The organism is Pseudomonas lactucae (assembly GCF_036688725.1).
GTDB lineage: Bacteria > Pseudomonadota > Gammaproteobacteria > Pseudomonadales > Pseudomonadaceae > Aquipseudomonas > Aquipseudomonas lactucae.
Genome location: NZ_JAQQPT010000012.1, coordinates 42,217 through 54,850 on the forward strand (window position 1 = coordinate 42,217; position 12,634 = coordinate 54,850).

Genomic DNA, 12,634 nt, shown 5'->3' on the forward strand with positions numbered 1-12,634 from the left:
TCCTATTTTTACGAGCCGTATTTCTACGAGATTTGCCCCCATGTGGCGAATCCGAGCGTCATCTCTATAAAAAATTGAGGAGCACATCGATGCGCGTCATTCTGCTGGGAGCTCCCGGGGCCGGTAAAGGTACTCAGGCAAAGTTCATCACCGAAAAATTCGGCATTCCACAAATCTCCACCGGCGACATGCTGCGTGCGGCCGTCAAGGCCGGCACCGAGCTGGGCCTGATCGCCAAGAGCGTGATGGACAGCGGCGGCCTGGTTTCCGACGACCTGATCATCAACCTGGTCAAGGAACGCATCAGCCAGGAAGACTGCAAGAACGGTTTCCTGTTCGACGGTTTCCCACGCACCATTCCCCAGGCTGAAGCCCTGGTGAAGGCTGGTGTCGAGCTGGACGCAGTGGTCGAAATCGCCGTTGAAGACGAAGAAATCGTCCAGCGCATTGCCGGTCGTCGCGTTCACGAAGGCTCGGGCCGCGTGTACCACGTCGTCTACAACCCGCCGAAGGTTGAAGGCAAGGACGATGTCACCGGTGAAGACCTGGTACAGCGCAAAGACGACACCGAAGAAACCGTGCGTCATCGCCTGTCGGTCTACCACTCGCAGACCAAGCCGCTGGTGGATTTCTACCAGAAGCTGTCCGCTGCCCAGGGCAAGCCGAAGTACAGCCACATCCCTGGTGTGGGTTCGGTGGAAGCGATCACTGCCAAGGTGCTGCAGGCACTGAGCTGATCCTTCGATCCGCTTCATACACAACGGCCCGCTTGCGGGCCGTTGTTGTTTATACTGGCGCACTTTTTTTGACTTGGACACCCACACCGATGAGCACCCTGCTGGCCCTGGATACCGCGACTGAAGCTTGCTCCGTTGCCTTGCTGCACAACGGCAAAGTAACCAGCCACTACGAGGTGATCCCGCGCCTGCACGCCCAGAAGCTGTTGCCCATGATCAAGCAGCTTCTCGAAGACGCCGGCACCACCCTGGCGGCGGTCGACGCCATCGCCTTCGGCCGTGGCCCGGGTGCGTTCACCGGTGTGCGCATCGCCATTGGCGTGGTGCAAGGCCTGGCCTTTGCGCTGGAGCGTCCGGTGTTGCCGGTGTCCAACCTGGCCGTACTGGCCCAGCGTGCTTTGCGTGAACAGGGTGCCTCGCAAGTGGCCGCGGCCATCGATGCGCGGATGGATGAGGTCTATTGGGGCTGCTATCGCGAAACGGCGGGCGAGATGCGCCTGGTGGGAGTGGAGGCGGTGCAGCCACCGGAGTCGTCGGTATTGCCTGAGGATGCCAGCGGTGATTGGTTCGGGGCTGGCACCGGCTGGGGCTATGGCGAGCGTATCGGCGTGCACCTGGTTGGCCAGGACGCCACGATGCTGCCTCATGCCGAAGACCTGCTGACCCTGGCGCGTTTTGCTTTCGAGCGTGACGAGGCGATACCTGCCGATCAGGCGGCACCCGTGTACTTGCGTGACAAGGTCGCGCAGACCAAGGCGGAAAGAGGGATTATTTGACGCCAAAAATGATGGCAATGTGACCTAATTGTCGCCAATCGTCAGAATTTGCCCCTGTTTTTAAACCTTTTTCAAATTATGTGTTCTAGTTATCACCAGAGCATTTGCGCGCGACGGACAGTGCTGCCAAAATGCCATTACTGATAGCGAGTTCGCGCCATGCGTATTGATGGATTTTCCTCACAGTCGTACCCAATCAAGCGTAAGCCACGCAGGGCAAACGCCACGGTGGACGACTCCGTCGAAGATTCGCCGGACTTCATTGAGGTGCAGTCCGACGCGCAGGCCAGTTCTCAAGCACGCATCAGCGGTTTGCCAGCCCGTCAGCAAGACATGGTCTTCCCGCGCTCCATGAGCAAAAGCGTCGCCACCGCCCTGGCCAGCTACCTGACCACCGCCGGCTTTGTCGAATGGGATATGGAAGTGCTGGGCCTCGACATTCACATTTGATGCGCCTGCCTTACTTCATCGGTTGCCCATCCTGGAGCGAAAACGCTTGGCGCGAGTACCTGTACCCCGCCGATGCCCGTTCCAGCGATTATCTTGCCCTCTATTCCCAGGTCTTCAACGCCGTTGAAGGCAACACCACGTTTTATGCCCGCCCCTCAGCCGCCACCGTGCAGCGCTGGGCCGAAATCATGCCCGATGATTTTCGCTTCACGGCCAAGTTCCCCGGTGATATCAGCCACGGTGGCGACTTGCGTGAGCAGCTGCCGGCGGCGGAAAGCTTTGTTGGCCTCATGAGCCCATTGGGCGAGCGCGTTTCGCCGCTGTGGCTGCAATTGTCGGCGGCTTTTTCGCCGCAGCGCCTGGGCGAGCTGGCCGGTTTTATCGACGGGCTGGAGCGCCCGATGGCCGTGGAAGTGCGCCACCCCGAGTTCTTCGCCAAGGGCGATGCCGAGCGCATGCTTAACCGTCTGTTGCGGGACCGTGGCGTGGAGCGTATCTGTCTTGACCCGCGTGCGCTGTTCAGTTGCACCTCCACCTCGGCGGCGGTGCTGCATGCCCAATCGAAAAAGCCCAAGGTGCCACCACGCCCGGCGGCGCTGACGCTGTTTCCCCAAGTGCGGTTTATCGGCCATCCGGAGCTTGAGGCCAACGACCCCTTCCTGGTCCCATGGGTGGAAAAAATCGCCGGTTGGATCGAGGAGGGCCGCACTCCGTACGTGTTCTTGCATACCTCGGACAACCGCCTGGCCGCGCAACTGGCGCTGCGTTTCCACGAAAAACTGATGGCGCGCCTGCCAGGCCTGCCGGCGCTGCCGACGTTGGAACGCACTCCCGAAGCGGAGCAACTGGGGTTACTCTAGGGCTCTTTTTTCCGCCAGGAGTCAGCCATGGATGCCCAAACCCTTCGCGCCGAAACCTTCAAGGCCCTGCATGAGCGCGACCGAGCGTTCGTGATGCCCAACCCATGGGATGCCGGCTCCGCGGTGATGCTCGCCAGCCTGGGGTTCGAAGCGTTGGCCACCACCAGCGCCGGTTATGCGTTCAGCCTGGCGCGCCCGGACGCCGAAGGCGCGCTGTCCCTGGAAGACACCTTGCTCAACGCCGGCCTGATTGCCCAGGCTACCGCGCTACCGGTTGCGGCTGATCTGGAAAACGGCTTCAGTGACACCCCCGAAGGCTGTGCCCAGACCATCCTGCGTGCTGCAGCCACGGGCATCGTCGGCGGCTCCATCGAAGATGCCACGGGCGTTGCACACGACCCGATCTACTCCTTCAGCCTCGGCGTCGCGCGCGTGGAGGCCGCCGTTGTCGCTGCCCGCAGCCTGCCATTCCCCTTTACCCTGACCGCCCGTGCGGAAAATTTCCTGCATGGCCGCCTGGATTTGCCCGACACCATTCGCCGCCTGCAAGCCTACGCCGAAGCCGGTGCCGACGTGCTCTATGCGCCCGGCCTGCGCAGCGCCGAGGACGTGCTGGCGGTGGTCAAGGCTGTGGCGCCCAAGCCGGTGAACGTGCTGATGTCTGGCGGGCTCAAACTCAGCGTGGCGCAGTTGAGCGCGATGGGGGTCAAGCGCATCAGCGTTGGCTCGGCGATGGCATTGGCGGCCTATGGCGAGTTTTATCGCGCCGCTCAGGAAGTTTTTGAGTCGGGCACATTCACCTTTACCGAGCGCTCGATGCCGTTCAGCCAGGCCAACCAGTTCTTCAAAGGTTGAACGGTGCGGTTTTTTAAAATTCTGGGCGTATTGCTGCTGCTTGGTGGCGCTCTGGCGATGGGCGTATGGCGTGGCTGGCTGCCGGTCCCCGATGAATGGAACCCATGGGCACCGCTGGACGTGCGCGCCAGTCCCAACGTGCTGACCCGCTACAAACTGGGGCGCCTGCAGGATGACCCCGCGCTGTGTGATCAAGTGTTGGAAACATCCGGTCTGCGTGTGAGCCATCAGGCGGATACGCCTGCCGACGCGGCCTGCCCTTTGCGCAATACCTTGCGCGTACAGAGCGCGGCAGTCGGGTTGAGCAGCAGTTTTCTCGCCAGTTGCCCGCTGGCCGTGGCGTTCGCCCTGTTCGAGCGTCACAGCGTGCAACCGGCGGCTGAGGCGGTGTTTGGCCAGGCGGTGACGCGGGTCGATCACTTGGGCAGCTTTGCCTGTCGCAACATGTATAACCGTGCCGACGGGCGGCTGAGCCAGCATGCCTCGGCCAATGCCTTGGATATCGCCGGGTTTCGCCTGGCGGATGGGCGCAGTATCAGCGTGCTCAAGGATTGGCCGGGGGAGGGTGACAAGGCGCGCTTCCTGCGTCAGGTGCGTGACAGCGCCTGTGATGATTTCAATGTGGTGTTGAGCCCGGATTACAACGCCGCGCACCGCAACCATTTTCATCTGGATATGGGGCGATGGTGGGTGTGCCGCTGAGGGTCAGGCGGCCAGTCGCAGGTTCTGCGTGATCAGTGGGCGTGCCCAGTGATAATCGAAGTCCAGGGCTTTCTGTTGGGCCAGCAGCTCTTCGGTTGGATAAGGCGTGGCGGGCGGTGGCAACAGGTCCAGTTCGAACTCGGCAATCGGCAAGTGCAGCGGGCGTGGCTGCGGCGCCGGGCCTGGCTCAGGCACTGGCTGGCCGGCGGTCAGCACGATGGGGCGAACCCAGGCGCTTTCAAAGTTCTGCTGGCGTTGCTGAGCGACAATCTCTTCTTGCGGGAATGGAATGGCGGCCGGTGGCAGCAACTCGGTGTCAAATTCGGCGATGGGCAGGAACAATGGCTCAGGCGGGGCGATTTCGGTGTCTTTCACGTCGCATTCACGCTGGGTGAGGATCTGCGACAGCAGGTCGGCGCCTTCGCTGGGTTCTACCGCCGGATCCACCACAGCCGCTGCTTTAGCCGCGAGCGCGTCCGGCGCATCGCCAAGTTGCTCGGCCAGCGCCCGGGCGAAGAAGTCCTGCCACACATGGCTCACCCCGGCCAGCGCTTGAGTATTGCGCAGGCCGTAGTGGTTGTGGGTCGGCAGTACACCGATGGTTAGGGGGAGAATGTCTGACATTTTTTTCGGTCGACGCTCAGCTCTGGCAAAATACCTGACTGTTGTTTTTATCGGCCGGTATTTGCCGATCCTTAATATTTTTGAGCGTAGCGATTGATGAACGAACATCCAGCGGCCAGCCGCATCCAGGTTGAGGCTTTGGCCGAAGGTTTCAAGGACCGCGCCGACTATTGGGCGCATCTGCTTGGCTTGCCTTTACAGCTCGCGGATGCGGATTTTTCCCTGCAAGTCGGCGAGCACGGGCTGCAGTTGCAGCAGCTTGGGCCGGATGCGCCGGGGCCGGTTCGCGTGGACTTCGTTGAAGGCGGCGCCGCGCACCGGCGTCTGTACGGCGGCGGCAGCGGGCAGATGATCGCCAAGGCCGTGGGTGTCGCCCAAGGTGTGCGCCCGCGGGTGCTGGATGCCACGGCGGGCCTGGGCAAGGACGCGTTCGTACTGGCCAGCCTGGGTTGCGAAATGAGCCTGATCGAGCGCCAGCCGCTGATCGGCGCCCTGCTCGAAGACGGCCTGGCACGCGCTGCGGATGATTTTGAAGTGGCGCCGATCGTGGCGCGCATGAAGCTGCTCAAGGGCAACTCCATCGACGTGATGCGCGATTGGGAAGGTGAGCCGCCCCAGGTGATCTACCTGGACCCGATGTTCCCCCATCGTGAGAAAACTGCCCTGGTGAAGAAGGAAATGCGCCTGTTTCGACCCCTGGTGGGGGACGACCCGGACGCACCGGCCCTGCTGGCGGCCGCCCTGGCCCTGGCCAGTCACCGCGTGGTGGTCAAGCGCCCGCGCAAGGCGCCGTGCATCGAAGGGCCCAAGCCGAGCCACGCGCTGGATGGCAAGTCCAGCCGCTATGACATCTATCCCAAGAAAGCGCTCAAGTCATAAGTGGCAAGCTGCAAGCAAAGCGCTTTTCACTTGCAGCTCGCGGCTAATCGCTTGCCGCTGCCTCTCTCCTATAAGCCCGCATAAACAACCCCACCACCTCCTGCACATGCGCTTCGGCGGCTTCTTCACTCAGTTGCCCGCCGCAGCCATAAAGCAAACAGAAATTCGCCGTTCCCTTGAGCAGGCAAAAAAAGTGTTCGGCGGCCCTGAAAGGTTTGTCGATGCTCAGGGCGCCGCTCTGGTCGATCTTGCCGAGCAGGCGCTCCATGCCTTGCAGCATGCGCATGGGGCCGGCCTCGAAAAAGATCCGGGACAGTTTCGCGTCCTGATTGCCGGTGGTCATCATCAGGCGATGCAGGTTGACCGACTCCTCGCTGTTGATCAGCCGATGAAAGCCCCGGGCGATGTTCAACAGCACCGTGTGCACGGGCACGCCCGCGGGCAGCTCGAAGAACATCACTGGCAACTGTTCTTCGCACTTGGCCACGACGGCGGCGGTGAACAGCGTCTCTTTGTCGGTGAAGTGGCTATAGACGGTCAGTTTTGATACGCCGGCCTCCAAGGCCACGGCATCCATGCTGGTGTTGGCGTAACCGTTACTCAAAAACAGAAACTTGGCTGCTTCGAGGATTGCCTGGCGTTTTGCCATGTCCTTGGGACGCCCAGGGTTATTGGTGTTGGCAGGATTGTCGGACATTTTCACCTTTAATACTGGACTGGTGAGTTTGGTATTAATAACATACTGGCCAGTATAATTATTCCTAGCTCCATTTGCGAAAGGTCCTTCAGCATGCGCAGCACTTTCCTGCCTCTTGCGTTGCCTGTCAGCCTGATCTTCCTGCTGGCCGCCTGCGGCCATGAAGAAGCGGCCCAAACCAGCGTCCGTCCGGCCATGGTGGTGCAACCGCAGCCATCGGCACAGTCGACGGACAGCTACCCCGGAGAAGTGCGTGCTCGCTATGAACCGGACCTGGCCTTTCGCATTGGCGGCAAAGTCAGCAAGCGGCTGGTGGAAGAGGGGGAGCGCGTCAAGGCCAACCAGGCCCTGGCGGAACTCGATCCTCAGGATGTGCGCCTGCAACTGGAAGCCACCCGCGCCCAGGTGGCCGCAGCCCAGGCCAACCTGAGCCTGGTGCGCGCCGAGCGTGATCGCTACAAGACCCTGATGGACCGTCAGATGGTCAGCCGTTCGCAGTACGACAATTCCGAGAATCTCTACCGCGCGGGCGAAGCACGCTTCAAGCAGATCAAGGCCGAATTCGACGTGGCCAGTAACCAGGCCGGTTACGCCGTGTTGCGTGCGCCCCAGGACGGTGTCGTCGCCAAGCGTGCGGTGGAAGTCGGCCAGGTGGTGTCTGCCGGGCAAACCGTGTTCACCCTGGCCACCGACGGTGAGCGCGAAGTGCTGATCAGCTTGCCGGAACAGGGGTTTGGCCGCTTCAAGGTCGGGCAGTCGGTGTCGGTCGAGTTGTGGAGCCAGCCGGATCAGCGTTTTGCCGGGCGCATCCGTGAACTGTCGCCCGCCGCCGATCCCAAATCGCGCACATTCGCTGCTCGTGTCGCCTTCACCGGCGGCAAGGTGCCGGCCGAGTTGGGCCAGAGTGCTCGCGTATTCATACAGGCCGACGGCGTTATTCCATTGTCGGTGCCGCTGTCTGCCCTGAGTGCGGAGAACGGTGCGTCCTACGTCTGGCGCGTGAAGCCGGACAACACTCTCACGCGCATCCCGGTGCGCATCGGCGCCTTCGGCGAAAAAACCGTGCCGGTCCTGGAAGGCTTGACCGCCAGTGACTGGGTGGTCGCAGCAGGCGTGCATGTGCTCCACGAGGGCCAGCAAGTGCGCCCGGTGGATCGCTCCAACCGTGTGGTGAATCTGGCGGCCAAGGAGTAGTCCCGATGGGTTTCAATCTTTCCGAATGGGCGTTGCGTAATCGCCAGATCGTACTGTTCCTGATGATCCTGCTGGCCGTGGTCGGCACCTTGTCCTACACCAAGCTGGGGCAAAGCGAAGACCCGCCGTTCACGTTCAAGGCCATGGTGGTCAAGACCAACTGGCCAGGAGCCACGGCTCAGGAAGTCTCGCGGCAGGTCACCGAGCGCATCGAGAAGAAGCTGATGGAAACCGGCGAGTACGAGCGCATCGTGTCGTTTTCGCGCCCCGGTGAATCCCAGGTCACCTTTATCGCACGCGACTCGATGCACTCGGCGCAGATTCCTGAGTTGTGGTACCAGGTGCGCAAGAAGATCAGCGACATCCGCCAGACCTTGCCGCCGGATATCCAGGGGCCGTTTTTCAACGATGAGTTCGGTACCACCTTCGGCAACATCTACGCCCTGACCGGCGACGGCTTCGACTACGCCGTGCTCAAGGACTACGCCGACCGCATCCAGATTCAACTGCAACGCGTGCCGGATGTGGGCAAGGTCGAGCTGCTTGGCCTACAGGACGAGAAGATCTGGATCGAACTGTCCAACCTCAAGCTCGCCACCCTCGGCTTGCCGTTGGCGGCGGTGCAGCAGGCGTTGCAGGAACAGAATGCGGTCTCCACCGCCGGTTTCTTCGAGACCCCGAGCGAGCGTGTGCAACTGCGCGTGTCAGGCAACTTCAAGACGGTGGAAGAGATTCGCAACTTCCCGATTCGCGTCGGCGACCGCACCTTCCGTATCGGCGATGTGGCGGAGATCCACCGTGGTTTCAACGACCCACCGGCCCCGCGCATGCGTTACATGGGCGCAGATGCTATCGGCCTCGCCGTGGCCATGCGCGACGGCGGCGACATTCTGGTGCTGGGCAAGGCCCTTGAAGGCGAGTTCGCACGCTTGCAGAAGAATCTTCCGGCCGGCATGGAGCTGCGCAAGGTGTCTGACCAGCCGGCAGCGGTGAAAACCAGTGTCGGTGAATTCGTTCAAGTGTTGGCTGAGGCACTGGCCATCGTGTTGTTGGTGAGTTTCTTCTCCCTTGGCGTGCGCACCGGCATGGTGGTGGCCCTGGCTATTCCGCTGGTGCTGGCGATGACCTTCGCCACCATGTATTACCTCGGCATCGGCCTGCACAAGATTTCTCTCGGCGCCTTGGTCCTGGCCTTGGGGTTGCTGGTGGACGACGCGATCATCGCCGTTGAAATGATGGCGATCAAAATGGAGCAGGGCTATGACCGGCTCAAAGCCGCGAGTTTCGCCTGGACCAGCACCGCCTTTCCGATGCTCACCGGTACGCTGATCACGGCCGCAGGCTTCCTGCCGATTGCCACTGCGCAGTCGAGCACCGGCGAGTACACCCGCTCGATCTTCCAGGTAGTGACCATCGCACTGCTCGCCTCATGGGTCGCCGCCGTGGTGTTTGTACCCTACCTTGGGGAAAAGCTCCTGCCGGACCTGGCGAAAATTCACGCGGCCAAACACGGCACCGACGGCCCTGACCCCTACGGCACGCCTTTCTACCAGCGTGTAAGGCGTTTGGTGGAGTGGTGCGTGCGTCGGCGCAACACCGTGATCGTGTTGACCCTGTTGCTGTTTATCGGCTCGGTGGCGTTGTTCCGCTTTGTGCCGCAACAATTCTTCCCCGCTTCCGGTCGCCTGGAGTTGATGGTCGACCTGAAGCTGGCCGAAGGCGCCTCCCTGAGCAACACCGCCGACCAGGTCAAACGCCTGGAAGGATTGCTCAAGGCGCACGCGGGCATCGACAACTATGTGGCCTACGTCGGCACCGGTTCGCCACGTTTCTACCTGCCGCTGGACCAGCAGCTGCCGGCGGCCAGCTTCGCGCAATTCGTGGTGCTGGCCAAGACCATTGAAGAGCGCGAAAGCCTGCGCCTCTGGTTGATCGAAACCCTCAACGAACAATTCCCCGACCTGCGCGCGCGCGTCACCCGCCTGGAGAACGGGCCGCCCGTGGGCTATCCAGTGCAGTTCCGTGTAACCGGCGAGCACATTGAAGAAGTCCGCGCACTGGCTCGGAAAGTGGCGGCCAAGGTTCGCGAAAACACCCACGTAGCCAACGTGCACCTGGACTGGGAAGAACCGAGCAAAATTGTCTACCTGAATATCGATCAGGACCGCGCCAGGGCGCTGGGCGTGAGCACTGCCAACCTGTCGAAATTCCTGCAGAGTTCGCTCACCGGCTCCAGCGTCAGCCAGTTCCGGGAGGACAACGAGTTGATCGAAATTCTCCTGCGCGGCACCGTGCACGAACGCACGGAGTTGTCGCTGCTGCCAAGCCTGGCGGTGCCAACGGATAACGGCAAAAGCGTCGCGCTGTCGCAGATTGCCACCCTCGAATATGGTTTCGAAGAGGGCGTTATCTGGCACCGTAATCGTCTGCCGACCGTGACCGTGCGCGCCGATATTTATGGCAAGGAACAACCGGCGACCCTGGTCCAGCAGATCCTGCCGACCCTTGCAGACGTAAGGGCCGAACTGCCGGACGGGTATCTGTTGGAAGTCGGCGGCACCGTCGAAGACTCCGCCCGTGGCCAGAACTCGGTGAAGGCGGGTGTACCGCTGTTTATCGTGGTGGTGCTGACCCTGTTGATGGTGCAACTGCGCAGCTTCTCACGCAGCGCCATGGTGTTTCTCACAGCGCCCCTGGGCTTGATCGGCGTGACGCTGTTCCTGCTGGTGTTCCGCCAGCCCTTCGGCTTCGTCGCGATGCTCGGCACCATCGCCCTGTCGGGCATGATCATGCGCAACTCCGTGATCCTGGTGGACCAGATCGAACAAGACATCAAGGCCGGCCTGGCACCGTGGCAAGCAATCATCGAAGCAACCGTGCGCCGCTTCCGCCCGATTGTGCTGACGGCACTCGCGGCGGTACTGGCGATGATCCCGTTGTCACGCAGCGTGTTCTTCGGGCCGATGGCGGTGGCGATCATGGGCGGGCTGATTGTGGCGACGGCGTTGACGCTATTATTCCTGCCGGCGCTGTATGCTGCGTGGTTCCGAGTAAGGAAGGACGTCGTGTAATCATGTTGGCCACTGTTTCAGCGCTTTTGTTGTTATTGCTCGCCCCAGGCCCTACTAACACCCTGTTATTTCGTGCTGGGGTGCTGTTCGGGCTCCGGGGCTCGTGGGCGCTGGTGTTTATCGAATGTCTCGCGTACTTGTTCCAGGTGTCTGTATGGGGCGTCGCATTGCTTTACCTGGCGGCGTATTCGCCTTGGGCGCTGAAAGCCACGCAGTTGGTTGCGGCCTGTTACCTGTTGTCTGTCTCGTACGCGCTCTGGCAACGCAATAACGGCGGCATAGACGCCCCACGCCGCGATCACATCGCAGGCTTCTATTTTTTCTGGCTGACGGTCATGAACCCCAAGGGGCTGTTGATCGTGTCGTTTATCGCGCCGGCCAGCACCTTTGCCACGCTGCAAGGTTATGCCACGTTCATGGGCACGCTGGCGCTGGTGGTGATACCGGTAGGGGCGGCCTGGATCGTGCTGGGCAGCCGCTTTGCGGGGGGTCAAAAGACTTGGCTCACGCCGTTGAGGATCAATCGCGCAACGTCCGTGGCGATCTGCTGTTTTGCCACGCTCATGATGGGGCGGTTGGCTGACTCGGTAATTCATTGAGGGCAACCGCGGCCGTTTCACATGCTGATGCAAACAGGCATCGGCACTGCTGGAACGTTTGCGCTGTTCACTCCACTCAGATTTGCCTGATGGACAGGCACAGGTCTTGGCTTAGCCAGAGGGCGGCCGGCCTATCTCAATGAGTTTAAGGAGTTTCAGATGTCGTTTTTCAATGCGATTGCTGCTTTCAAAGGTGCGTTTCTCGGGGCATTGCTGGGCAATCATTTGCCACGTACAGAGGTGGGTTCTGCTGTACCGCAAGGGCCGGTATACGGGCCTCCCCACTCTTATCGTCCTTATCCAAGCCAGCCAGGTTATGGGCACCATCAACCCGCTCGCCCCACTTATGGCAGGCCGCATCACGCTCATCCACATCCGGTAAGCGACCATCAATTGCCCATCAGGCCGTTGTATCCGCTGTTTAACCGTTAAGCGCGCGGTGTAAGCCACAGCGCCCAGGTTCGCAGGACGCGGCCTGGGCGCTGTGAGGCAGGGTTACAGCGCGCCAAATACCTTCTTCGCCAGGCTGGTAGCCGCCGCCGCCGGATTCTCGCGGATCGTTTCTTCCTGCTGGGCGATCATCTTGAACAAACCGTCCAGCGCCTGTTCGGTCACGTAGTTTTCAACGTTGGCGCTCTTGGCATCCACTGCGCCAAACGCCGCGGCCTTGCCCGCCAGGGCGTTGTACTGCTGGGCTACACCGACCTTGTCGGTGGCGGCCTTGACGATCGGCAGGAACTTGGCGCGGATTTCTTCGCGGCTGGTTTTATCCAGATACCGGGTTGCCGAGTCCTGGCCTCCGCTGAGGATGCCCTTGGCGTCGGTCACGCTCATCTTTTTCACGGCATTGACCAGGATCGGCTGGGCCTGGGTCACGGCTGTTTCCGCCGCGTTGTTCATGCTGGTTTCCAGTTGCGTCACCTGGTCACCCATGCCGAACATTTTCAGCTTGTCGGCGACTTTGCCGAGTTTGCCCGGCAGGCCGATTTTCACTTCGGGGTTGTTGCTGAAACCGCCGGGGGTGCCCAGTTGTTTCACCGCGATCTGCGCGCCTTGGGTGAGGGCGTCCTTGAGGCCGCCGCTGGCGTCGCCCTGGGACAGGCTGCCAAGGTCCAGGGCCATGGCGTTGGCACCGAGCAACAGGCCAGCGCACAGGGCCGTCAGGCGAAGGGAGTTACGGAGCATGGAGG

General features: G+C 61.5%; 13 protein-coding genes. 10 read left to right on the plus strand and 3 right to left on the minus strand.

Annotated features, from left to right (window positions below; genetic code table 11):
- The first annotated feature begins 89 nt into the window (after nt 1–89).
- The 6 genes from adk to V6M90_RS15250 all read left to right on the plus strand — a co-directional run bounded on the left by adk (nt 90) and on the right by V6M90_RS15250 (nt 4,380).
- Nucleotides 90–737, plus strand: a complete 648-nt coding sequence (gene adk, locus V6M90_RS15225) for an adenylate kinase (protein ID WP_003172225.1) — start codon at nt 90–92, stop codon at nt 735–737.
- A gap of 89 nt (nt 738–826) precedes the next feature.
- Nucleotides 827–1,513, plus strand: coding sequence for a tRNA (adenosine(37)-N6)-threonylcarbamoyltransferase complex dimerization subunit type 1 TsaB (gene tsaB, locus V6M90_RS15230; RefSeq protein WP_332846738.1), 687 nt, complete (start codon nt 827–829; stop codon nt 1,511–1,513).
- Nucleotides 1,514–1,672: 159 nt separating this feature from the next.
- A complete protein-coding gene (locus V6M90_RS15235; protein WP_003172229.1) occupies nt 1,673–1,963 on the plus strand; it encodes a hypothetical protein in 291 nt (96 codons plus the stop codon).
- Nucleotides 1,963–2,823, plus strand: coding sequence for a DUF72 domain-containing protein (locus tag V6M90_RS15240; RefSeq protein ID WP_003172230.1), 861 nt, complete (start codon nt 1,963–1,965; stop codon nt 2,821–2,823). The genes V6M90_RS15235 and V6M90_RS15240 overlap by 1 nt, the downstream gene beginning before the upstream one ends.
- 27 nt (nt 2,824–2,850) lie before the next feature.
- Nucleotides 2,851–3,678 (plus strand): isocitrate lyase/PEP mutase family protein, encoded by an 828-nt coding sequence (locus tag V6M90_RS15245; RefSeq protein WP_003172231.1) that lies wholly within the window; start codon nt 2,851–2,853, stop codon nt 3,676–3,678.
- A 3-nt stretch (nt 3,679–3,681) separates the two neighbouring features.
- On the plus strand, nt 3,682–4,380 hold the full coding sequence (locus V6M90_RS15250; protein WP_003172232.1) for an extensin-like domain-containing protein: 699 nt from the start codon (nt 3,682–3,684) through the stop codon (nt 4,378–4,380).
- Between the two features lie 3 nt (nt 4,381–4,383).
- On the opposite strand, the gene V6M90_RS15255 is transcribed toward V6M90_RS15250, so the two are convergent.
- On the minus strand, nt 4,384–5,004 hold the full coding sequence (locus tag V6M90_RS15255; RefSeq protein ID WP_003172234.1) for a hypothetical protein: 621 nt from the start codon (nt 5,002–5,004) through the stop codon (nt 4,384–4,386).
- 96 nt (nt 5,005–5,100) lie between these two features.
- Here V6M90_RS15255 and V6M90_RS15260 point away from each other — a divergent pair, with 96 nt between their 5' ends.
- Entirely contained in the window at nt 5,101–5,883 is a 783-nt protein-coding gene (locus V6M90_RS15260) for a class I SAM-dependent methyltransferase (RefSeq protein WP_003172237.1), read from the plus strand.
- Between the two features lie 43 nt (nt 5,884–5,926).
- Here the strand turns inward: V6M90_RS15260 and V6M90_RS15265 are convergent, their stop codons facing one another.
- The gene (locus V6M90_RS15265) at nt 5,927–6,580 is read right to left on the minus strand and encodes a TetR/AcrR family transcriptional regulator (protein WP_042944293.1); all 654 of its coding nucleotides are present in this window, start codon (nt 6,578–6,580) and stop codon (nt 5,927–5,929) included.
- Nucleotides 6,581–6,673: 93 nt separating this feature from the next.
- Here V6M90_RS15265 and V6M90_RS15270 point away from each other — a divergent pair, with 93 nt between their 5' ends.
- From V6M90_RS15270 to V6M90_RS15280, 3 genes are read left to right on the plus strand one after another with little or no spacing between them, the layout of a single operon-like run.
- Nucleotides 6,674–7,774: an efflux RND transporter periplasmic adaptor subunit gene (locus tag V6M90_RS15270; protein ID WP_332846739.1), complete on the plus strand. Its 1,101-nt coding sequence runs from the start codon at nt 6,674–6,676 to the stop codon at nt 7,772–7,774.
- Between the two features lie 5 nt (nt 7,775–7,779).
- The gene (locus V6M90_RS15275) at nt 7,780–10,845 is read left to right on the plus strand and encodes an efflux RND transporter permease subunit (RefSeq protein WP_332846740.1); all 3,066 of its coding nucleotides are present in this window, start codon (nt 7,780–7,782) and stop codon (nt 10,843–10,845) included.
- A 2-nt stretch (nt 10,846–10,847) separates the two neighbouring features.
- A complete protein-coding gene (locus V6M90_RS15280) occupies nt 10,848–11,444 on the plus strand; it encodes a LysE family translocator (RefSeq protein ID WP_003172241.1) in 597 nt (198 codons plus the stop codon).
- Between the two features lie 495 nt (nt 11,445–11,939).
- Here V6M90_RS15280 and V6M90_RS15285 read toward each other — a convergent pair whose 3' ends face one another.
- Entirely contained in the window at nt 11,940–12,629 is a 690-nt protein-coding gene (locus V6M90_RS15285) for a DUF4197 domain-containing protein (protein ID WP_003172242.1), read from the minus strand.
- Between the last annotated feature and the right edge of the window lie 5 nt (nt 12,630–12,634).